Source organism: Streptomyces showdoensis (genome assembly GCF_039535475.1).
Lineage (GTDB): Bacteria > Actinomycetota > Actinomycetes > Streptomycetales > Streptomycetaceae > Streptomyces > Streptomyces showdoensis.
The window spans coordinates 70019-91384 of the sequence record NZ_BAAAXG010000012.1 but is presented as its reverse complement, the minus strand read 5'-3'; the positions used below and the strand labels follow the sequence as shown (position 1 = coordinate 91384).

The window sequence follows — 21366 nt, the reverse complement described above, 5'->3', positions numbered from 1 at the left end:
GAGCGCCCACCGTGTTCGGTATCGGCGAGATAGCGATCGTCCTCATCGTCCTCATCCTGGTCCTCGGCGCCAAGAAGCTGCCCGAACTCGCCCGCAGCGCGGGCAAGTCGGCCCGCATCCTCAAGAGCGAGGCCCGGGCCATGAAGGCCGAGGGGGGACCGGAGCCCCAGGCCACCTACCAGGTCAGACCCACGCCCCACGAGGACGGTACGGCGCGCTAGCACCCACCCCCGCCGCCCGGCACCCCTCGGCGGGTGCCGGGCGGCGGCGTGCCACCCTTGGTCACCGCGTGCCAGGAACGCGTCGGGAACGCGTCAGGAATGCTTCGAGGACGCGGACGGGGTCACGGGAGAGGTCATGGCGGAGAAGGTGCCGGTCGAGGAGTACCTGGAGCCGTATCTGGACGGGTACGACGAGGTGCTGGCCTCGGTCTGTGCCACGGGCCGGCGGCTGACCCGCGAGGAGCTGGCGGGGCTGCGGTCCCGTGGCGAGCGGGCCGCGGAGGCCGGGATAGGACTGCGGCTCCTCGTGCGGGCCCATCTCTCCGCGGCGCGGCGGGCGCGGCCGAGCGGGGCGCGGGCCGAGGACGACCGGCTGCTGGCGGCCGTCGAGCAGGCGGTCGACGCGTTCGCGGAAGGACACGAGCGGGCCCAGACCCTGGCCGTACGGCAGGAGGAGGCCGCGCGGCGGGAGTTCGTCGACGACCTGCTGTACGGGCGCAGCGACCTCGGCCGGCTCGCCGAGCGGGCCGAGCGCTTCGGGCTGCTGCTGTCGGGCGCGCACGCGGTGGCCGTCGCCCAGGGTCCGGAGCCGTACGCCGACGGCTTCCCCGTCTCCCGGGCCGTGGAGGCCTCGCTGCTCGCCCGGTTCGGCGACCGCCGCATCCTTCTGACCACCAAGGACGGACGGCTGATCTGCGTCGCGCCCGCCGACGAGCCCGACGTGCTCACCCACTTCGCCAAACAGGCGTACGCCGCGACCGACGGCGGCCGCGTGGCCATCGGCCGCTCCCACCCGGGCGCCGGAGGCGTCGTCCACTCGTACGAGGAAGCGCTCAACGCCCTCGACCTGGCGGACCGCATGGACCTGGACGGACCGGTCCTCTACGCCGCCGACCTCCTCGTCTACCCCGTCCTCACGCGCGACCGGCAGGCCATGGCCGACCTCGTCGGCACCGTGCTCGGCCCGATCCGGCAGGCGCGGGGCGGCGCCCGGCCGCTCCTCGACACCCTGACCGCCTACTTCGACAGCGGCTGCGTCACCACCGAGGCGGCCCGCCGGCTCTCGCTGAGCGTGCGCGCCGTCACGTACCGGCTCGACCGCATCCACCGGCTGACCGGGGCCGACCCCGCCGACCCGACCCAGCGCTACACCCTCCAGACCGCCGTCATCGGTTCCCGGCTCCTCGGCTGGCCGGAGCGGGAGCTGTGAGATGAGCGCCTGCGGCATCAAGAACGCGTAAAGATTGCCGGAGTCCGGCAGTGAAACCCGACCCCCTCCGATGAAACGATTCCCCATAACGGCAGACAGCACACCGCGGCCGAGGGGAGCAGGGGCATGGCATGGTTTCTCGGTCTCGGCATCGCCGGTCTGGTGCTGCTCGCGCTGAGCCTGCTCCTCGACGGAGTCCTGGAAGGGCTCCTCGACGGACTCGGCGGACTCGGTGGCGGGCTCGACGGGCTCCTGTCGTTGCCGGCGGTCGCCGGGTTCGTGTCGGCGCTCGGGTTCACGGGGGCGATCGTGCTCGGCACCACCGGTGCGGGGGCGGCCGGCGCCACCGGCGCGGGGGCGGTCGCCGGGCTCCTCGTGGCCTGGCTGACGGGCCGGTTCAGCCGCGCGCTGATGCGCGACGGCGCCGCGTCCGCGCCGAAGGGCGAGGACCTCACCGGAAGTTCCGGCTCCGTCGTCACCGCGATCCCCGCCGGCGGCTACGGCGAGGTGCTGCTCCGGCTCGCCGGTCAGCCGGTGAAGTACGCCGCGAGGGCCGACGCGCCCGTCGCCCGCGGCGCCGAGGTCTGGGTCGAGGACGTGCTCTCGCCGACGTCCGTCGCCGTCCGCCCGGTCGAACGCTGACCGCGGAGGCACGCCTCCCCGGCCCTCCCACGCCTCACCCACGCCTCACCCACGCCCCTCCCCCGCCTTCTCAGCTTGTTCTGTTCCGTTCCATCGAAGGGGGTCTCTTCATGAGCCCTGTCCTCCTGGCCGTCGTGGGCATCGTCGTCCTGCTCGTGCTGCTCGGTCTCGTCGTCATCACCCGGTACAAGGTCGCCGGGCCCAGTGAGGCGTTCATCGTCACGGGCCGCCGCGGCAAGCGGTCCACCGACCCGGCCACCGGGCAGGTCTTCACCGACAACAGCGGCCAGAAGGTCGTGGTCGGCGGCGGCGTCTTCGTCATCCCGTTCGTGCAGCAGAAGTTCAGCCTCGACCTGTCCAGCCGGCACATCCCCGTCGCCGTCCGCGGCGCCGTCACCCTGCGGGGCGTGAAGGCCAACCTGGACGGGGTCGCCATCGTCAAGGTCGGCGGCACCGAGGACTCCATCCGCGCCGCCGCCCAGCGTTTCCTGATGCAGCAGGACGGCATCGTCGGCTTCACGCAGGAGGTGCTCTCCGGCGCGCTGCGCTCGATCGTGGGCCGGATGTCGGTCGAGGACATCATCCGCGACCGGGCCGCGTTCGCCGGGCAGGTCGCCGAGGAGGCGGAGGCGAGCCTGTCGGGGCAGGGCCTGGTGCTCGACGCCTTCCAGATCCAGGACATCACCACCGAGGGCTCCTACCTGGAGGACCTCGGCCGCCCGGAGGCCGCCCGCGCCAAGCAGGAGGCCGACATCGCCGAGGCGAGCGCCCGCCGGGCCGCCGAGCAGGCCCGGCTGAAGGCCGAGGAGGAGATCGCGGTCGCCCAGCGCACGCTGTACCTGCGCCAGGCGGAGATCAAGGCCGAGACCGACGCGGCCGCCGCCCAGGCCGCCGCCGCCGGCCCGCTGGCCGAGGCGGACCGGCAGCAGCAGATCCTGACCGAGCAGGAGAAGGTCGCGGAGCGCCAGGCCGCCCTGACGGACCGGCAGCTCGACACCCAGGTCCGCAAGCCCGCCGACGCCAAGCGGTACGAGGCGGAGCAGCAGGCCGAGGCGCAGCGGGTGGCCCGGGTCAAGCAGGCCGAGGCCGAGCGCCTGGCCGCGATCGCGGCCGCCGAGGCGGAGGCCGAGCGGTCCCGCCTGACCGGTGAGGGCGAGAAGCAGCGCCGCCAGGCCCTGGCCGAGGCCGAGGCCATCGAGGGTGCCAAGCGCGGTGAGGCCGAGCGCGCCCGGCGTGCCGCCATCGCCGACGCCGTCCGCCTGGAGGGCGACGCGGAGGCAGCCGCCATCGCGGCGAAGGGCGCGGCCCAGGCCGAGGCCATGCAGAAGCAGGCGGAGGCGTACGACCGGTACGGGGACGCGGCCATGCTCCAGATGCTGGTCGAGGCGCTGCCGCAGATCGTCGCGAAGGCGGCCGAGCCACTGGCCGCCGTGGACAAGATGACCGTCATCTCCACCGACGGCGCCGGCCGGCTGGCCCGTACCGTCACGGACAACGTCGCCCAGGGCATGGAGCTGCTCTCCGCCACCACGGGCGTGGACCTCGCCTCGATGCTCCAGGGCCTCGCGCAGAAGCGGACCGTGCCGGGGCAGGGGACGGGAGCGGCGGCCGGGGTGGCGACGGCGCCCGCCGCCGACGGGGTCATCGAGATCACCGACTAGCCGGTTCGGTGTGACCGGACGGGGGCGCATCCGCAGCCCGCGGGGGCGCCCCCGCGGGCTGCCGGGGCGCGTCCTCGGCGGGCCGGACGAGACCGGAGGGGCGTGCGGCGGCCAGGCGGTCGCCCGGGCCCGGTGAGGCGGGCTCCGCCGCTCAGCCCGCCGCGCGCGCCGCGGCCTTCCGGTGCCTGAGGTTGATCGCGGCGGCCTTCGCCACGGCGACCGGGTTCAGGAAGCCCAGCGGGCCGATGAGGCGGGAGGCGAACAGGTACATGTGCCGGGCCATCGCCTCGTCGCGCGCCGCCGCCGAGAAGACCAGCCGCTCGACGGGGTTGAACGGCCGGGAGCCGGCGAAGTCGACGGCCAGTTGCTGGTGGCCGCGCAGCCGGCGCCGGTGTCCCCGGGCGTAGGCCGCCAGGGACGCGTCGAGGTCGCCCCGGCCCGCCGCGGCCGGGGCGACGGCCTCGGCGAGCCAGCGCGCGGACTGGAGGGCCCAGCCGCAGCCCACTCCCCACAGGGGGTCGCCGGTCAGGGCGGCGTCGCCGACGAGCGCGATGCCGGGCGCGGTGGGCCTGCGGGTCTGCAGGGGGTAGTCGACCGTCCCGATGATCTTCGAGACGCGTTCCGCGGAGTCGACGGGCGGCGCCTCGGGCAGGCCGCGGACGAAGGAGAGGAAGCTGCCCTCCAGGTCCTCCCGGAAGGCCGGCAGGTGCTTCTTGTCCGGGAGGACGGCGAGGACGGTCACCCCGTCGTCGTTCGGGAAGGCGTAGGCCATGTCGGGTTCCAGGAACCAGGTCTGGCCCACCCCGCGCTCCAGGGGGAGGTTGCGGAAGTGCGCGAGGTAGCCGAAGCGGCCGTTCTCGTGCCGCCGGGCGGGTATGCCGGCGAGCTTCGCGACGGCCGAGTCCTTGCCGTCGGCGCCGATCACCAGGCGGGCCCGGATCTCGCGCTCGCCGTCGGCGGTCGACGCGCGCACCCCCGCGGTGCGCCCGCCCTCCGCGACCAGAGCGGTCACCCGGTGTCCGAGGAGCAGGTCGACGCCGGGGGTCTCGGCGGCGCGGGCCCGGATCATCGGGTCGAGGACGCTGCGCCGGACGTTGTAGGCGTACGGGAGCTCGGGTCCGCCCGGCGCGGCCCTCGGCTCGATCCATCCCCAACGGGTGTACCAGCGGGCCTCGTTGCGGACGGCCCCGGCCTTCTCCAGGGCGGGTACGAGGCCGAGTTCGTCGAACACCGGGTAGGCGTTGGCGGTGATGGAGTGGGTGCAGAGCACTTTGTACGCTTCGGGGTCCGCGTGGCGTTCCAGCAGGGCGACGCGGACACCGCGGCGGGCGAGCAGGATCGCGGCGGCGCTGCCGGCGAGGCTGGCGCCGCTGATGACGACGTCGTACTCGGGTCCCGCGTTCTCAGGGCTGGTCATGCGCTGATCGCTCCCTTCGGGGTGGGTGCCGCGCGTGGGCCACGGCGTGACGCCATGGCCCACGACTGTCAGGCACATGCCCAAACTATAGGGAGGCGGGGCGGGTGTGACGGGTGATCAGTTCAGGCCGTACCCGCCGCGGGCAGGGCCTCACGAGCGCCCCGCGGGGCTCAGCCGATCGTCCACTGCTGCCGGGAACTCCCCGTGTCCGCCTGCTGCGTGACCGCCGAGCCGTCCGCCGCGGACGCCGTGGTCAGGAGCAGGCCGCTGCCGGCCGAGGCGAGCGTGTACGCGCCGTTCGCCAGGCGGGTGGCGTTCCACCGCTGGTTGGCCCCGCCGTGGCAGGTCCACTGGATGACCTTGGCGCCCGCGCCCGCCCCGCTGTTCTCGACGTCGGCGCACTTGCCGGAGTGGACGTTCCTCAGCTCGTAGCCCCCGTCGGCCTGGCGGGTGAAGGTCCACTTCTGGTTGGCGCCGCCGTTCGCGGTCCAGGTGACGAGCTGGGTGCCGTTGGCGGTGCTGCTGTCGGGGTCGTCGAGGGCCTTGCCGCCGGTGGTCAGGGTGTGGACCCCGTCGAGCGAGCCGCCGCCCGGGGCCTCGCCGGTCGGGGTGAGCGTGAGGGTCTGCTCGCCGGCCGTGCGGCCGCCGCCGACCGTGCTGCCGGTGGTGTCGGTCCAGGCCCGGACGGGCGTGGTCTCGGCGGGCCGGTCGGCCGCGGCGGACAGGCCGAGGACGAGCCCGCTGTAGCGGTTGACCAGCTTGTACGTGCCGGTGGGCGCGTTGTCGGCGGCGGAGGCGCCGCGGATGACGAACCACTCCTGGCCGACGGTGGAGCCGCCGGTCCCGGCCGGGGTGACGGTGGGCTTCGTGCCCCAGGCGCGGGTCGTCGGGCCGGTGGCGGCGACGCCGAGCAGCTGCCCGGTGGAGGCGTTGGCGATCCGGTAGGAGCCGTCGCCCTTCGCGGTGAAGCTCCACGACTCGAGCGCCGAGCCGGTGGCGGCGGCCTCGGAGGTGGTGGCGGAGCCGCCGGAGACCTGGGCGAGGACCCGCCCGGCGGCGCTGCCGATCCGGTACGTCCTGGTGGTGTCGACGGGGGCGGCGGGGGCGCTCGTACCGATGCTCAGGTTGACGTACTCGCTGCTGCTGCCGCCGGAGCAGCCGAAGGAGCAGTAGGAGCGGAAGTCCTTGCCGACGATGCCGGAGCCCGTCCTGTTGCCGCTGTCGAGGAACCAGCGGTACCAGGAGGCGTTCTTGTAGCTGCCGGTGTCGCCGAGCCTGAACCACTTCTGGGTGGTCAGGTCGTCGGTGGCGTAGAGCTCCTGCGGGGCGTTGCCGCTCTGGTCGACGGCCTGCGGCTCGCCGATGTAGAGCCCGAGGTACGCGTTGTAGGTGATGTCCATGACGAACAGCGGGGAGGTCGGCGGAGTCAGCCCGGCGGCGACCTGCTGGCTCACGGAGCCGCTGTTGGCCGGGTCGTACTCCTTGGCCGCCGGGGTGTAGCCGGTGGTGCTGCCGGAACCGACGGGGACCATGGTGCTTTCACGGCCTCCGGTGCCGGGCTCGGTCCAGGTCCCGTCGTACCACTTCTTCCAGGATCCGGGGGCCATCTTGCCGGAGATGGGGGCGCGGGCGACGTGCCCGTAGAAGGCCGCCCAGCCACCCCCCTTGTTCACGATCCGGGAGCCGTAGAAGGCGTAGAAGTAGCCGGAGGCGGTGTCGACGAAGAGCCGCGGGTCGCCGGTGCCGTAGTGGTAGGTCTGCTGCGGGAAGGCCGCGGTGTCGCCGCGCTTGGTGCTGTACGGCGAGGTGATGACGTGGGCCTTGATCGCCCAGGTCTTCCCCTGGTCCTTGGAGACGGCGTAGTCGATGCCGTCGTAGTGGATGCCGTCGCCGAAGGGCTGCGGGGTGAACTCGTTGTGCACCAGCCCGTACCAGTCGCCGGTGTCGGGGTCGACCCACAGGCCGGTGAGGTCGCAGTAGTTGCGGTGGGCGTAGCTGCCGGTGGTGGGGGCCGGGGTGGACTCCACGCCGGTGGGGCTGTTGTTGCAGCGCCAGGTGGTGTCGTTGTTCTTGTCGTTGGCGTTGGCGGGGTTGACCGCGTCGCTGATCGTCCCCGAGCGGTTGGCGGTGTCGAAGTTCGTGCCCGTGTAGAAGGTCCAGCTGCGGCCCTCGTTCGCGCCGTAGAGCGCGTGCGCCTGCTGGTAGTAGAAGCTGCCGTCCTTGTCGAGGTACGGGCTCGCCGGGGTGTCGTCCGGACGGGTCCACGAGCCCTTCGCGCCGACGGTGACGGTGTACGTGGCCGCGGCCACGGGGGACGACGCGGCCGAGGCGGGCGACGGGGCCGGGGGGACCGCCGAGGCGGACGGGGCCGCGAGCGAGCCGCCGGCGGTGACGGCCAGAGCCGCCGCGGCGAGCACGCTCACCAGTCTGCTGCGCGGAGCTTTCACGAGTACTCCTGGGGTGGGGGGGAGGTCAGGACGGTGACGCGACTCGTGGTGCTGAAGCCGGGATGTTATCGATGCCAAATACCCTGCTCGCCCTCAACAACACTGCGATGAAGGGCTTTTACTGCTCCCGGCGATGGCCGAAACTATGGCAGAGACTGTTATCGCTGCCAACCGTTGCGCAGGATTGGCGTCCCCCTCTCGCGCGGCCGCTGGGGGAAACCGCGGGGGCGCTACGATCGGCGACGACGGCGGGGAGGGAACGATGGGCAGGCGGAGCACGGCCGAGGGCGCGCGCCAACCGGGGATGGCGGACGTCGCCCGGGTGGCCGGGGTCTCGGCGCAGACGGTCTCGCGCGCGCTGGCCGGCCACCCCCATGTGCAGGAGAAGACCCGGGCGAAGGTCCTGGCCGCCGTCGAGCAGCTCGGCTACCGGCGCAACAACGCCGCCCGGGCGCTCTCCTCGGGACGCAGCCGCACCCTCGGGGTCGTGACGCTGCAGACCAACTTCTACTCCCGGGCGGCCGTCACGAGCGGCATCGAGAACGCGGCCCACGCGGCCGGTTACGCCGTCAGCACCGCCACCACGACCTCGCTCGACACCTTCGCCATCGAGAACGCGCTGTCCCGGCTGACCGAGCAGGGCGTCGAGGGGATCATCCTGTCGGTGCCGCTGATCCACGGCAGCCCCAGGATCGAGCAGCTCACCCGCACCACCCCCACCATCACCACCGACGGCTCGCGCACCGACGCCACCGCGGTCGTCGCCCTGGACCAGGCCGAGGCCGCGCGCATGGCCACCCAGCACCTGCTGGACCTCGGGCACGAGACCGTCTGGCACATCGCGGGACCGGCCGAGTGGCTGGAGGCGGGGCTGCGCCGGGACGGCTGGCGGTCCGCCCTGGAGGCCGCGGGGCGCTCCGCACCGCCGCCGCTCGAAGGGGACTGGACCCCCGCCTCGGGGTACCGCAACGGCCTGGTGCTCGCCCGGATCCCCGACGTCACGGCCGTGTTCGTGGCCAGCGACGAGATGGCCTTCGGCGTGGTCCGCGCCCTCCACGAGGCGGGCCGGAGCGTGCCCGGCGACGTCTCCGTCATCGGCTTCGACGACATCGAGCTCGCCGAGTACTGCTCGCCGTCCCTGACCACCGTCGCGCAGCCCTTCGAGGAGATCGGCGCCCAGGCGGTCGCGCACCTGCTGCGCCGCATCGCGGCCCCCGGCCCCCTCCCCGACCCCCGTTCCATCGAACCCCGTCTCGTCGTCCGGGCGAGCACGGCACCACCGCCCGGACGGCCGCGTGCCGTGTCCGGCGCACCCGAAGGAGCCTCATGACCACCGGGAGCACGCGGTGACGGAAGCATCGGCGCCGCGACTGCGCCGGCAGCCCCAGCAGGCACGGAGCCGCGCCCGGGTCGAGGCCATCCTCGGCGCGGCCGACCGGATCCTCTCGCGGGAGGGGTACGAGGCGCTGACCATGCGCCGGATCGCCGAGGAGTCGGGCGCGCCGGTGGGCAGCATCTACCAGTTCTACCCCGACAAGGGCGCCGTCGTGGACGCGCTCGGGCGGCGCTACCTGGAGGCGTTCGAGACCGCGATCGACGACCTGGTCGAGCGGGCCCTCGCGGGGGAGCTCACGGACCTGGTCGGCACCATGGTCGACGTCTACGCCGGGCTCTTCCGGGCCCAGCCCGGCGGCATGGCGCTGTGGTCGGGGCGGCACCTCAGCCCGGAGCTCGCGCGGGCCGACGAGGCGAGCAACGCGCTGGTCGCGGCGGGCCTCCAGCGCATCGTGGAGCACCTGACCGGCGGCCCCGGCGGCGAGCCCGCGCGGCGCGCGACCCGCATGGTGGTGTGGGCGGCCAACGCCGTGCTGCACGAGGCGTTCAAGGGCGGCGGGGAACCGGACCACGGGACCCTGGACGAGCTGAAGCGGATGCTGGACGTCTACTGGGAGGACCTGCGCGCGCGGCTGACGGACGCCGGGGCGCGCTGACCGGGAACCGGCACCGCCCGGAGCGGGTCGCGCGCACATCCATAGAACATGAACAAGGGTTCATGTTATGTTGCGGCCCGCCGTGCACCCCTGCGGCCGAACGTGAGCGAACTTCCGCATCAGCACGACGAAGGCAGGTGCCCGTGAGCACGAGCTCCACCGATCCCGGCGACCCCACCGACGGCACCCGACTGCCCTCGTTCCCACCGGAGTTCACCTGGGGCGCGTCGACCGCCGCGTACCAGATCGAGGGCGCGGCGGACGAGGACGGCAAGGGCGCCTCGATCTGGGACACCTTCGTGCGCCGCCCCGGCGCCGTCCGCGACGGGCACACCGGCGAGGTCGCCTGCGACCACTACCACCGGTTCGAGGAGGACGTCGCCCTGATGCGGCGGCTCGGCCTCGACGCGTACCGCTTCTCGCTCTCCTGGCCGCGCGTCCTGCCGACCGGGGCGGGCAAGACCGAGCCGCGCGGGCTCGACTTCTACGACCGGCTGGTCGACGCCCTGCTCGGCGCCGGGATCGAGCCCACCCCGACCCTCTTCCACTGGGACCTGCCCCAGGCCCTGGAGGACGAGGGCGGCTGGCTGAACCGCGAGACGGCCCACCGCTTCGGGGAGTACGCGGCCGTGGTCGCCGAGCGGCTCGGCGACCGGGTCAAGCGGTGGATCACCCTCAACGAGCCCTTCGTGCACATGTCGTTCGGCTACGGCTTCGGCGTCCACGCCCCCGGCCGCGCGCTCATGCTGGACGCCCTGCCCGTCGCCCACCACCAGCTCCTCGGCCACGGGCTCGCGACCGCCGCGCTGCGGGCCGCCGTCCCGGACGCGCAGGTGCTGGTCGCCAACAACTGCACCCCGGTCCGGCTGCGTTCCGACGCCCGCTCGGACCGCGACGCCGCGGCGGCCGCCGCCTACGACGTCCTGCACAACCGGCTCTTCAACGACCCGCTGCTGCGCGGGAGTTACCCCGACCTCTCGGCCTACGGCATGCCCGACCCGGCCTGGGGCGGCGTCGTGCGCGAGGGCGACCTCGCCACCATCGCCGCCCCGCTGGACGGCCTCGGCATCAACTACTACAACCCGACCTGGGTCACCGCCCCCGCGGACCCGCCCGTCGGACTGCCCTTCGACCTGGCCGAGCCCGAGGAGCCGTACGAGCGCACCTCGTTCGGCTGGCCGGTCGTCCCGGACGGGCTGACCGAGCTGCTCACCGGGCTGAAGGCCCGCTACGGAGACGCCCTCCCACCGGTCTGGATCACCGAGAACGGCTGCTCGCAGCCCGCCGGGACCGAGGACCGGGCCCGGATCGACTACCTCGCCGGACACCTCGCCGCCATCGCCCGGGCCATGGAGCGGGGCGTCGACGTGCGCGGCTACTTCACCTGGTCCCTGCTCGACAACTTCGAGTGGGCCGAGGGCTACCACCAGCGCTTCGGCCTGGTGGAGGTCGACTTCGCCACCCGGCTCCGCACGCCCCGCGCGAGCTTCGAGTGGTACCGCGCCCTCATCGCCGCCCAGCGGTCATGAGCGAGGGAGCCGGTACGGCCGACCCGGGCGCGAGACGCACGGCCGACCCGGGCGCGAGAGGTACGGCCGCCCTCCTCGCCGAGCCCACCGCCCCCGTCGGGCCCGGCTGGACGACGGGGCTCTCGCTGGCCACCCTCGCCGTCTTCATGGCCTTCATGACCCCCATCCAGATCCTGCTGCCGCTCCAGCTGGAGCGGATCGACCCGCAGGACAAGAACACCGCGCTCTCGCTCGTCACCGGTCTCGGCGCGCTGATCGCCGTCCTCGCCAACCCGCTCGCGGGCGCCTGGTCGGACCGCACCACCAGCCGGTTCGGCCGGCGCCGCCCGTGGATCCTCGGCGGCGCCCTCGCCGGGGCGGCCGGGCTCGTGTTCACCGCCGGCCAGCACACCGTCGCCGGGGTCGCCGTCGGCTGGTGCCTGGCGCAGGCGGGCCTGAACGCGATGCTGGCCGGGGTCGCCACCCCGATCGCCGACCGGGTGCCGCTGGCCCAGCGCGCGCAGGTCTCGGGCTGGACCGGGCTCATGCAGTCGATCGGGCTCGTCCTCGGCGCCCTGATCACCACCCTGCTCGTCACCGGCGTCGGCTCCGGCTACGTCACGCTCGCCGTGCTCACCGTCGCCCTCGCCCTCCCCTTCGTCCTGCGCCACGGCGAGCCGGCCCTCCCCCGGGAGCTGCGCCCGGCCTTCGACGCCCGCGCCTTCGCCCGGTCGTTCTGGGTCAGCCCCCGGCGCCACCCGGACTTCGCCTGGGCCTGGCTCACCCGGTTCCTGATCAACCTCGGCAACGCCCTCGGCACCCTCTACCTCTTCTACTTCCTGGCCGACGCCGTCCACTACGGCGACCCCGGCACCGGCGTGCTGATCCTGACCGGGGTCTACACGCTCAGCGCCGCGGCCACCGCGATCCCGGTCGGCGCGCTCTCCGACCGGGTCGGCCGGCGCCGGACCTTCGTCGTGCTGTGCTCCGTGATCATGGCCGTGGCCGCGCTGCTGCTCGCCCTGCTCCACACCTGGCCGTCCGCCCTCGTCGCCGCGGCCGTCCTCGGCGCCGGATACGGCATCTACCTGGCCGTCGACCAGGCGCTGGTCACCCAGGTGCTGCCGCGGGCCGCCGACCGGGCCAAGGACCTCGGCGTCATCAACATCGCCAACTCCGGCCCCCAGGTCCTCGCCCCCGCGCTCGCCGCGCCGGTCATCGCGCACCTCGGCGGCTACACGGGCCTGTACGCCGCCGCGGCCCTCGTCATCCTCCTCGGCGGCCTGCTCGTCACCCGGATCCGCGGCGTGGCCTGACACCCGCCGCACCCCCGGCCGCCGGACACCCCGTGCCCGGCGGCCGGCCGTCAGCCCGCCCCGCCGCTCCAGTACCGGGCGAGCGCCCCCTCCGTGTACGGTGCCGGGCTCACGCTCAGGTCGCCGGCGAAGGGGCGGTCGAGGACGAAGACCAGCAGCAGGCTGAAGCCGACGAGTCCGGCCACCGCGCCGACGAAGAGCAGCTGGATGCGCAGCCGGCGCATGCCGTACAGGAAGGTGAGCGGGATGAGGACGAGCGCGCCGCCGAAGGCCAGTACCTGGAGCAGCGCCGGGAGTTCCTGCGAGGCCATGGTCAGGCGGGCCCGCCGCTGCCCGGCGACGTCGTTGAGGCGGCCGACGGCCTCCTCGTAGAAGACCTCCTCCCGTGCGGTCTTCGGCTCGTACGCCTGGAGCGCGTCGAAGACGTTCTGCAGCTTCTCGGCCGTGGCCCCGTAGCTGGGATCTCCGGCCCGCATCCGGGGCCACTGGTCCTCGACGACCGCGTGGACGTAGCCGCTCAGCGCGGCGTCGACGTCGGCGCGGACCGGGGGCGGGAAGGCGGCGGCGTCCCGGGCGATCAGGGCCACGTCGGTGGCCTCGGTGGCGACGATGGTCTGCGTGCTGTCCAGCTGCGTCCAGAGCGTGACGATGACGAAGGCGAGGATGATCCCGTAGATCGCGCCGAACATCCCCAGCGTCACGCCCACCATGTCGTTGTGCTCGCCCTGGGCCAGCGACGGGTACCTGCGCCGGGCCAGCACGCTGCCGACGACGGCCAGGAGGACGGTCCCGCCGACGGTGACCACGGTCAGGGTGAAGGTGCTGAAATGATTGAGCAGCCAGAGCGACATGTGCGGGAAGTCTAGGGTTCGCACATCGGCGGGACTCGCCCGGAAGGGCGCCCCGGGGCCGCTTTACACACCATCGAGTGAGAGGGTGCCGCAGTGCCTTCGTACAGCATGGGGCAGGCCGCGAAGCTGCTCGGCGTGAGTCCGGAGACCGTGCGCCGGTGGGCGGACGGCGGACGGCTCCGGGTGGCTCGGGACCGGGCGGGCTCCCGGCTCGTCGAGGGCGCCGATCTGGCCCGCTTCGCGGTGGAGCGCGGCGCGGGTCCGCACGCGGTGCCCGAGGACGACGTGCCGACCTCGGTGCGGAACTCCTTCGTGGGGATCGTGACGGCGGTACGGGTCGACGACGTGGCCGCGCAGGTCGAGGTCCAGTCCGGGCCGCACCGGCTCGTCTCCCTGGTGACGCGGGAGGCGGTCGAGGAGCTCGGGCTCGCCGTCGGGGTGACGGTCACCGCGCGGGTGAAGTCGACCGGCGTCCACGTCGACCTGCCCTGACCCGGAGCGCGTTCACCGGCACAGCAGGGCGGCGCGCAGGTCGAGTTTGTGGTCCAGCCGGGACAGGTCGCGGCCGGTGAGGGCCTCCACGCGCTCGATCCGGTAGTGGACCGTGTTGACGTGCAGGTGCAGGGCCTCGGCGGTCCTCGCCCAGGAGCAGTTGTGCGCGAGGAAGACCTCCAGGGTCTCCAGGAGCGTCGCGTGCGAGGCCCGGCCGGGCCCGAGGAGCGGGCCGAGGACCGTCTCGCGGTACACCTCCCGCACCTCGGCGGGGATCCCGGCCACCAGGGAGTCCAGGCCGCGCAGGTCGCCGAGCCCGGCGAGGCGCGCACCCGTCGGCGCGGCGGCCCGGGCCGCGGCCAGGGCGTAACGGGCCTGGGCGAGGGCGGCGTTCAGGGCGGCCGGGGTGGTGACGGCCTCGCTGACGCCGGCGTGCAGCGCGGCGGCGGGGCGGCAGGCGTGGACCAGCGGCCACACCTCGCCGAGCACGGCGCGCAGCTCCGGCCCCGCGCCCTCGTCGTGCGCGAGGACCGCCATCGCCTCTCCGCCGGGGCACCCGGCGACGACGGAGGCGACGGTGGCCGGGAGCAGGTGGCCGAGCGCCTCCGCGAGCGCGGCGGCGCCGTCGGTCTCCCCGACCCCGGCCCCAGCCCCGGCCTTTGCTCCTGCTGCTGCTCCTGCTGCTCCTGCTCCCGCCGGCCCACCGGAGGCCGACGGCACACCGGAGGCCGACGGCACACCGGAACCCGCCGCCTTCCCCAGGCCTCCGCCCGGCACCAGCCCGGCCACGACCACCGTGTAGGCGCGTCCGTCGCCCAGGCCGCAGGCGGCCAGCGCCGCGTGGAGACGGTTCGCGTCGGCGTGCGCGGCGCCCACCGCCGCCATGAGCTCCGCCGACGCCGCGCCGCGCGTCGCCCGTCGGCGGTCCTCGCGGCGCCGGTGGCGGCCGAGGAGTTCGGCGATCTCGTGCAGGACCCGCGGCGGGACCCGGCCCTCCTCCGGCAGGTGCAGGTGCCAGGCGTCGAAGGCCGTGTCGTCGTCCGCCTCGACCCGCACCGTCGTGCCGCGCACCCCGCGCAGGAGCTCCGCCGCCCGGTGCGCGGGCAGCTCGGCCGCGCCCGCCGTCCGGGCGACCGTACGGCCGCTGCCGGTGAGCAGGTGGCAGTCGGGGGTGCCGAGGTGGGCGAAGGCCCGGTCCAGCAACTCGGCGACCGACGCGCCGCGTTCGAGGGCGCGGTCGAGGTCGGCACGGACGTTCTCCGGCAGCGCGTAGTGGTCCGTGGGGCGGCGGCTCAGCTCGCCCCACCGGCGCAGGTAGACGGCCTCGGTGACCGCCCGGAAGCTGGTGTGCGCGGGGACCGCGAGCAGGGCGACGCGGTGCCGGCGGCAGGCGTCGACCACGGCCCGCGGCACCTCGCCGTGGGTCTCCTCGCCGGCGAGCAGGGCCACCGCGCCCGCCTCGCTGAGCGCCGACACGAAGCGTTCGGCCTTCGCGGGATCGTCCTCCCCGCTCCACCACACGAGCCCGCTCAGCACGATCTCCCCGGACTCCAGGAAGCGGGCCGGGTCCTCCAGGTCGGTGGCCGTCACGCCGCCGACCTCCTGGGCCAGCAGCGCCCGGTCCCCCCAGACCAGGGAGAGGTCGAGACGGTCGAGGCGGAGAAGATGGTCGACCTGCATGCGGAACTCCTTGCCCCCTGATGAATGCGCGCGCCTCGCCCCACAAGCGCAAGGTGAATACGAGACGATCCATCGTAGATGCCAGACCAGGCCGCGGAAACGCCTCTCGTCCGAACACACAGGACCCGGCGCCCCGGGGTGGAGCTTCCCGGGAAGCCCGTGGAGCCTCTTGGGCTTTCCTCCCAGCCGCCTCTCATCCGCGATGGAGAGTCCTCCACACTTGTTGCAGATGAAAGCCGGACAGCCCTACGGTGTCGCACATGCAGTCCTGCCGGGAGGGGAGGTCGGCCGCACCTGACGCCTGAGCCCTCATGCAGTACTTCCGTCCGTCCCGAAGGAGTTCGAAGCCTCATGTCCGTCACCCTCACGCCCGCCGGACGCCGTACCGCCGCCGCCGTGCTCACCGCGGCCCTGCTGGTCCCGCTCGCCGCCTGCTCCACCGACAGCACCGACAACGGCAGCGGGAGCAAGAAGGACAAGGCCGGCAGCAGCAGCGCCGCCCCGCAGGTCAAGCTCACCGTCCTGGCCGCCGCCTCCCTCACCGACGTCTTCAAGACCGCGGGCGCCGCCTACGAGAAGACCCACCCCGGCACCACCCTCACCTTCTCCTTCGCCGGCTCCCAGGAACTCGTCGCCCAGGTCGCCCAAGGCGCCCCCGCCGACGCCCTCGTCACCGCCGACACCAAGAGCATGGCCAAGGTGGAGACCGACACCACCACCCCCACCGTCATCGCCAGGAACCGCCTCGTCATCGCCACCGGCGAGGGCAACCCCCACAAGATCGGCTCCCTCAAGGACCTCGCCGACCCCAAGCTCAAGATCGTCCTCGCCGCCCCCGAAGTCCCCGCCGGCAAGTACAGCAAGAAGATCCTCGACGCCCAGAAGATCACCGTGAAGCCGGTCTCCCAGGAACCCAACGTCCGCGCCGTCCTCAGCAAGGTCGAACTCGGCGAAGCCGACGCCGGACTCGTCTACAGGACCGACGCCCGGAGCGCCACCGACAAGGTCGACGCCGTCGAGATCCCCGACGACCAGAACGCCGTCGCCGAATACCCCGCCGCCACCCTCAAGAACTCCAGGAACGCCGACGCCGCCACCGCGTTCGTCGCCTGGCTCAGCACCCCCGAAGCCCAGAAGATCCTCCAGGACGCCGGCTTCCAGAAGCCCTGACCCCGTATCCGACTCCAGTCGTCCGCGGGGTCTCCCCCTGCTTGACCGGCAGCACACCGGCCCCGTGCGGAGGAGTGGCTCTCGCCGCGCGGGGAGCACCGGTCGGGAAGGCCCTGCGCGCTGTCCGCGGTGTTCGGCGCGCAGGGCCCTGACCCCCTAGTTCTCGGCGAAGACGACGACCGCGTCCCGCGGTTCGAAGACGAGGGGTGCCGTGCGGGGCGGGTTGAGGAAGATGCCGTAGGTGGGCGGCTCGTCGCCGTGGCGGGCGAGGCGGTAGCCGATGGCGGTCTCGCCCCGGCGCCGGGCGGCCTCGACGACGGTGGCGAAGTTCGCCTCGGCGCCCGGGACCACGTAGTCGCAGGCCGGCTTGAGGTAGATCTCCGAGCCCTCCGGGTCGAAGAGGTCGGCGAAGACCGCGTACAGGTCCCGGTTCTCGGTGAGTTGGGTGAGCAGCAGGCTGATCACCTTGGTGCTGACGATGAAGTCGTCGGCCTTGGTGACCTGGGCGACCTCGCGGTTCGCGTCGTCGTGCATCTCCGTGACGATCGAGTACGGGTCGCCGAGCCCGACTTCGATGTCGCGCAGGTGCAACAGCGTGACCAGGGTGCGGTCGTCGGCCCGCCCGGGGGCGACGGTGTCGTCCGAGAGCACCACGATGTGCTGGTAGCCGCCCAGGTCCAGGGACTCCAGCGAGGACCTGCGGGTCGGCTCACAGCGCTTGAAGCCGACGGTGAGGCGGGACAGCTGCCCCTGGAGGGCGGCGTCCGGCCGGCGGGGGGCGGCGATGTCGAGGGTCGAGCCGGGTTCGACGAGGCTGTCCAGCAGGCTGACCAGCTTCACCGTACGGGAGTTGTCGCCGATGAGCAGGGTCCGGTCGAGGTGGGGCGGCTGGACCGGGGCGGTCGTGATCGCCGTCTCGACGACCGGCGGCGGGGCGTCGGCCCGGTGGATGAGGAGGTCGTCCTCGGCCACCATGAGCAGATGGTCGCCGGGGCCGATGACCGTGTCCATCGGCGGGTTGACCAGCACCTGGCCGTCGGTGCGGTGCAGCCCGGCCGGGACGCCGCGGGCGAAGGCGCCCAGGGCCTCCCCGTACGTGGCGCCGACGAGGGACGGCTCCTCGCGGAAGTAGAACTCGTTGCCCACGAAGCTGAGCAGTTCGTTGAAGACGGTCGACAGGCCGGTCTGGCGGTGCGCCTGCGCGATGAGGCGGACGGCGATGTCCTCGGCGTCGATGACCAGGGCGGTGTCACCGGCGGCCAGGCGGGCGGCGGCGAGGTTCTCCGAGTCGTGCACGGAGGCGACGACATGGGGACGCACCGCGTTCCACTTGCGGCTGTTGAGCAGGAGCAGCACCTTGATGACGGCGACGTCGCGGTCGGTGCCGGTCGGCGGCAGCACCATGATGGACTTGGCGGTGTCGGGGCTGACCAGTTCCAGGTCGGCCCGGACGAGCGGGTTGCCGGAGCGGCAGACGACCCGGGTGCGGCCCGGTTCGGGGATGCGCTCGCGGATCGCGTCCTCCATGGCGACCTTGTCCCGGTCCGCGAGGATCACGACGCACGAGCGGCGTTCGCTCTGGTTCGCCTCGACGAGTTCGGCCACCACCGTGAAGACCTGCTCCGACCAGCCGAGCACGATGGTGTGCCCGCGCTCCATGAGCTTGGAACGGCCCTTGCGCAGCTCGTTGATCCGCTGGTTCAGGCCGGTGGTCAGCACACCGATGAGGGCGCTGACGATGAAGATGCCGCCGATCGTCACGGCCAGCATCAGGCCGAGGAAGACCGGGCCGCCGGTGTCCCCGCCCATGGTGCCGGGGTCCAGGGTGCGCAGCAGGCTCATCCAGGCGACGCCCGCCCAGCCGCCGTTGTCCTCGGCGTCGGTGTCGGTGACCAGCACGACGAGCGTCGAGGCCACGCCGATGAGCAGCAGCGAGGCGAGGGCCAGCCAGCTGATCAGGGCGGGCGTGCCGCGGTCCATCGTGCCGTCGAACCAGTACCGGAACCGGGCCCGAAGCCGTTCGCGCACCGAAGTTCCCCCTCCCCCTGTTCCCGACGATCATTCTCGCAGCCGAGAGGGAAGGGCGTGGGGCGGGTCGGGGCGGTGCGGGCCGCGACGGGCCGCACATGACAAGGGCAAGGAGGTCACAGACTCCTTGCCACTATCAAGATATAGCGCACAGGGGGGCTTGCGGCAAGGCCCCGTACGAGGCGCAGAATGGGCGGCCGATTCCCGATCGAGCCACTTTGGCATGTCTCGTGAGCAGGTGTACGGAAATGACGGATGTGATCGTGGTCGGCGGCGGGCCGACCGGGCTCATGCTGGCCGGTGAGCTGCGGCTGCACGGCGTGCGGGTGGTGGTGCTGGAGAAGTCGGCCGAGCCGCTGGGGCACTCCCGGGGGCGCGGGCTGCACGCGCGGAGCGTCGAGGTGATGGACCAGCGCGGTCTGCTCGGCGGATTCCTCGCGGTGAGCGAGAAGTTCCGGGTGGGCGGCTTCTTCGGGGGCATCCACAAGCCGTGGCCCGAGGGCCTGGACACGGCCCACCCGTACGGGCTGACCACCCCGCAGCCGGTCACCGAGCGGCTGCTCAGGGAGCACGCCCTGGCGCTCGGGGCCGAGCTCCGGCCCGGCCACGAGGTGGTCGGTCTGAGCCAGGACGCGACCGGGGTGGAGGTGGGGCTCGCGGACGGCACGCGGCTGCGCTCGCGGTATCTGGTGGGGTGCGACGGCGGCCGCAGCACGGTGCGCCGGCTGGCCGGCATCGGCTTCCCCGGCGAACCGTCGACGGTCGAGACGCTGCTGGGCGACATGGAGGTGACCGCGGACCGGGCGACGGTCATGGCGGTCGTCGAGGAGGTCCGCAGGACCCAGCTGCGGTTCGGCGCCGTGCCGGACGTCGACGGGAACGAGGGGGTGTACCGGATCGTCGTGCCCGCCGACGGGGTGGCCGAGGACCGGACGGCCCCGACGACCCTGGACGAGTTCCGGGCGCAGCTGCGGGCGCACGCCGGCACCGACTTCGGCGCGCACTCGCCGCGCTGGCTCTCCCGGTTCGGGAACGCGACCCGGCAGGCCGAGCACTACCGGTCCGGCCGGGTGCTGCTGGCCGGCGACGCGGCGCACGTCCATCCGCCGACCGGCGGGCAGGGGCTCAACCTCGGTGTGCAGGACGCGTTCAACCTGGGCTGGAAGCTGGCCGCCGAGGTGAACGGGTGGGCCCCGGCGGACCTCCTCGACAGCTATCACGCCGAGCGGCATCCGGTGGGCGCGGCCGTCCTCGACAACACCCGCGCGCAGATCACGCTGATGGGGACCGAGGACCCGGGGGCGGCGGCGCTGCGGGCGCTGCTGGGACGGCTGATGGACTTCGAGGAGGTGAACCGGTACGTGACCGGGATGATCACCGCGGTCGACGTCCGCTACGACTTCGGCGACGACCACGGGCTCGTGGGCCGGCGGCTGCGGGACGTCGGGCTGGAGCGGGGGCGGCTGTACGGGCTGATGCACGCCGGCCGCGGGCTGCTGCTCGACCGCACCGGACGGCTCTCGGTGGCGGGCTGGGCGGACCGGGTCGACCGGGTCGTGGACCGGGTCGACGAGGCCGACGCCGAGGCCTTCGGCGACGACGTGCCCGGCACGGCCGCGGTGCTGCTGCGGCCGGACGGGCACGTGGCCTGGGTCGGCGAGGACCAGGGGGAGCTGACCGCCCGGCTGGAGCGGTGGTTCGGCGCGCCCGGCGCCACGGCCGCGGCCGCCGCCCAGGGGTGACCCGGGGGGGGCGGCCGCGCCCCCTGTGAGGCCGATGCCGCGGGGCGGGCGGGGGCGGCGGTGCGGAACGAGGGCCGTCCGCAACCGTGGTGACGTCCGGTCAGGCCACCGCCGTCCGCGCGTCCAGGATGCCGAGGAGGCGGGTGACCTCGTGGGCCATCGCCGTCCGCCCGGCGCCGAGGTAGCGGCGGGTGTCGGCCAGGGCGCGGTCCGCTTCGAGGACTTCGCGGGCGGCGCGGGTGAAGACCCGGTTCAGGTGGGTGGCGATGTTGACCTTGGTCATGCCGTGCCCGACGGCGGTGGCCAGGTCCGCGTCGCCGACGCCGGACGAGCCGTGCAGCACGAGCGGCACGGGCAGCCGGGCGCGCAGGGCGGCGATGAGGCCGAAGTCGAGGGCGGCGTCCCGGGTGTCCATGGCGTGCGAGGTGCCGACGGCGACGGCGAGGGCGTCCACGCCGGTGGCGGTGACGAACGCGGCCGCCTCGGCCGGGTCGGTGCGGGCGCCGGGGGCGTGGACGCCGTCCTTGCCGCCGACCTCGCCGAGTTCGGCCTCGACCCACACCCCGGAGGCGTGGCAGAGCTCCCGCACCCGGGCGGTGGCGGCGACGTTCTCCTCGTACGGCAGCGTGGAGGCGTCGTACATGACGGAGGAGAAGCCGAGGGCGACGGCCTCCTCCACGAGCGCGGCGGAGGTCGCGTGGTCGAGGTGGACGGCGACCGGGACCCGGGCGGCCCGGGCGACGGCCAGGGTCGCGGTGCCGATCGCGGCGAGGGCGCCGTGGTAGCGGGCGGTGTTCTCGCTGACCTGGAGGATCACCGGGGTCCCGGCGGTCTCGGCGCCGGCCACGATGGCCTGCGCGTGTTCGAGCTGGATGACGTTGAAGGCGCCGACGCCGCGGCCGGCGGCGGCGGCCGGTCCGACGATGTCGCCCGTTCCTACGAGGGGCATGACGGTTCTGCTCCTTGCTCGGCTGGGTGGGGACGCGGGGC

General features: G+C 73.7%; 17 protein-coding genes. 11 read left to right on the top strand and 6 right to left on the bottom strand.

The annotated features are described in order from the left end of the window. Positions 1-11: 11 nt before the first annotated feature. The 4 genes from ABD981_RS07080 to ABD981_RS07065 all read left to right on the top strand — a co-directional run bounded on the left by ABD981_RS07080 (position 12) and on the right by ABD981_RS07065 (position 3734). Complete coding sequence (locus tag ABD981_RS07080) at positions 12-221, top strand: twin-arginine translocase TatA/TatE family subunit (protein WP_046908042.1); 210 nt, start codon at positions 12-14, stop codon at positions 219-221. A gap of 136 nt (positions 222-357) precedes the next feature. Next, on the top strand, positions 358-1431 hold the full coding sequence (locus tag ABD981_RS07075) for a PucR family transcriptional regulator (RefSeq protein WP_046908041.1): 1074 nt from the start codon (positions 358-360) through the stop codon (positions 1429-1431). 126 nt (positions 1432-1557) lie between these two features. Beyond that, on the top strand, positions 1558-2073 hold the full coding sequence (locus tag ABD981_RS07070; protein WP_046908040.1) for a hypothetical protein: 516 nt from the start codon (positions 1558-1560) through the stop codon (positions 2071-2073). 110 nt (positions 2074-2183) lie between these two features. Next, positions 2184-3734 (top strand): flotillin family protein, encoded by a 1551-nt coding sequence (locus tag ABD981_RS07065; protein WP_046908039.1) that lies wholly within the window; start codon positions 2184-2186, stop codon positions 3732-3734. A gap of 151 nt (positions 3735-3885) precedes the next feature. On the opposite strand, the gene ABD981_RS07060 is transcribed toward ABD981_RS07065, so the two are convergent. Beyond that, the gene (locus tag ABD981_RS07060) at positions 3886-5151 is read right to left on the bottom strand and encodes an NAD(P)/FAD-dependent oxidoreductase (protein WP_046908038.1); all 1266 of its coding nucleotides are present in this window, start codon (positions 5149-5151) and stop codon (positions 3886-3888) included. A 170-nt stretch (positions 5152-5321) separates the two neighbouring features. Further along, positions 5322-7598: an RICIN domain-containing protein gene (locus ABD981_RS07055; protein ID WP_046908037.1), complete on the bottom strand. Its 2277-nt coding sequence runs from the start codon at positions 7596-7598 to the stop codon at positions 5322-5324. 262 nt (positions 7599-7860) lie between these two features. Here ABD981_RS07055 and ABD981_RS07050 point away from each other — a divergent pair, with 262 nt between their 5' ends. The 4 genes from ABD981_RS07050 (at position 7861) to ABD981_RS07035 (ending at position 12413) form a co-directional block, all read left to right on the top strand. After that, positions 7861-8928: a LacI family DNA-binding transcriptional regulator gene (locus tag ABD981_RS07050; protein ID WP_046908036.1), complete on the top strand. Its 1068-nt coding sequence runs from the start codon at positions 7861-7863 to the stop codon at positions 8926-8928. 16 nt (positions 8929-8944) lie between these two features. Next, positions 8945-9589: a TetR/AcrR family transcriptional regulator gene (locus tag ABD981_RS07045; protein ID WP_046908035.1), complete on the top strand. Its 645-nt coding sequence runs from the start codon at positions 8945-8947 to the stop codon at positions 9587-9589. 143 nt (positions 9590-9732) lie between these two features. Then, complete coding sequence (locus ABD981_RS07040) at positions 9733-11118, top strand: GH1 family beta-glucosidase (RefSeq protein ID WP_240495235.1); 1386 nt, start codon at positions 9733-9735, stop codon at positions 11116-11118. Next, a complete protein-coding gene (locus ABD981_RS07035) occupies positions 11115-12413 on the top strand; it encodes an MFS transporter (RefSeq protein ID WP_240495234.1) in 1299 nt (432 codons plus the stop codon). Before ABD981_RS07040 ends, ABD981_RS07035 begins: the two co-directional genes overlap by 4 nt. Before the next feature lie 50 nt (positions 12414-12463). Here the strand turns inward: ABD981_RS07035 and ABD981_RS07030 are convergent, their stop codons facing one another. Then, positions 12464-13264: a bestrophin-like domain gene (locus ABD981_RS07030; RefSeq protein ID WP_046908034.1), complete on the bottom strand. Its 801-nt coding sequence runs from the start codon at positions 13262-13264 to the stop codon at positions 12464-12466. Positions 13265-13357: 93 nt separating this feature from the next. On the opposite strand from ABD981_RS07030, the gene ABD981_RS07025 reads away from it, so the two are divergent. After that, entirely contained in the window at positions 13358-13756 is a 399-nt protein-coding gene (locus tag ABD981_RS07025; protein WP_046908033.1) for a TOBE domain-containing protein, read from the top strand. Positions 13757-13768: 12 nt separating this feature from the next. On the opposite strand, the gene ABD981_RS07020 is transcribed toward ABD981_RS07025, so the two are convergent. Further along, positions 13769-15436: a PucR family transcriptional regulator gene (locus tag ABD981_RS07020; protein ID WP_046908032.1), complete on the bottom strand. Its 1668-nt coding sequence runs from the start codon at positions 15434-15436 to the stop codon at positions 13769-13771. Between the two features lie 351 nt (positions 15437-15787). On the opposite strand from ABD981_RS07020, the gene modA reads away from it, so the two are divergent. Beyond that, complete coding sequence (gene modA / locus ABD981_RS07015) at positions 15788-16606, top strand: molybdate ABC transporter substrate-binding protein (RefSeq protein WP_046908031.1); 819 nt, start codon at positions 15788-15790, stop codon at positions 16604-16606. 156 nt (positions 16607-16762) lie between these two features. On the opposite strand, the gene ABD981_RS07010 is transcribed toward modA, so the two are convergent. Then, on the bottom strand, positions 16763-18634 hold the full coding sequence (locus tag ABD981_RS07010) for a CASTOR/POLLUX-related putative ion channel (protein ID WP_240495233.1): 1872 nt from the start codon (positions 18632-18634) through the stop codon (positions 16763-16765). A gap of 248 nt (positions 18635-18882) precedes the next feature. On the opposite strand from ABD981_RS07010, the gene rox reads away from it, so the two are divergent. Then, positions 18883-20376 carry a rifampin monooxygenase gene (rox, locus tag ABD981_RS07005; protein WP_046908030.1) on the top strand — a complete coding sequence of 498 codons (1494 nt, stop codon included), beginning with the start codon at positions 18883-18885 and terminating at the stop codon, positions 20374-20376. A gap of 100 nt (positions 20377-20476) precedes the next feature. On the opposite strand, the gene ABD981_RS07000 is transcribed toward rox, so the two are convergent. Next, the gene (locus ABD981_RS07000) at positions 20477-21325 is read right to left on the bottom strand and encodes a class II fructose-bisphosphate aldolase (RefSeq protein ID WP_046908029.1); all 849 of its coding nucleotides are present in this window, start codon (positions 21323-21325) and stop codon (positions 20477-20479) included. Between the last annotated feature and the right edge of the window lie 41 nt (positions 21326-21366).

Bases quoted from the DNA above. Each gene is read 5' to 3' on its own strand.
- modA (WP_046908031.1), top strand. From the start codon at position 15,788: ATGTCCGTCACCCTCACGCCCGCCGGACGCCGTACCGCCGCCGCCGTG.
- ABD981_RS07075 (WP_046908041.1), top strand. From the start codon at position 358: ATGGCGGAGAAGGTGCCGGTCGAGGAGTACCTGGAGCCGTATCTGGAC.
- ABD981_RS07065 (WP_046908039.1), top strand. From the start codon at position 2,184: ATGAGCCCTGTCCTCCTGGCCGTCGTGGGCATCGTCGTCCTGCTCGTG.
- ABD981_RS07020 (WP_046908032.1), bottom strand. From the start codon at position 15,436: ATGCAGGTCGACCATCTTCTCCGCCTCGACCGTCTCGACCTCTCCCTG.
- ABD981_RS07000 (WP_046908029.1), bottom strand. From the start codon at position 21,325: ATGCCCCTCGTAGGAACGGGCGACATCGTCGGACCGGCCGCCGCCGCC.
- ABD981_RS07030 (WP_046908034.1), bottom strand. From the start codon at position 13,264: ATGTCGCTCTGGCTGCTCAATCATTTCAGCACCTTCACCCTGACCGTG.
- ABD981_RS07060 (WP_046908038.1), bottom strand. From the start codon at position 5,151: ATGACCAGCCCTGAGAACGCGGGACCCGAGTACGACGTCGTCATCAGC.
- ABD981_RS07050 (WP_046908036.1), top strand. From the start codon at position 7,861: ATGGGCAGGCGGAGCACGGCCGAGGGCGCGCGCCAACCGGGGATGGCG.
- ABD981_RS07035 (WP_240495234.1), top strand. From the start codon at position 11,115: ATGAGCGAGGGAGCCGGTACGGCCGACCCGGGCGCGAGACGCACGGCC.
- rox (WP_046908030.1), top strand. From the start codon at position 18,883: ATGACGGATGTGATCGTGGTCGGCGGCGGGCCGACCGGGCTCATGCTG.
- ABD981_RS07070 (WP_046908040.1), top strand. From the start codon at position 1,558: ATGGCATGGTTTCTCGGTCTCGGCATCGCCGGTCTGGTGCTGCTCGCG.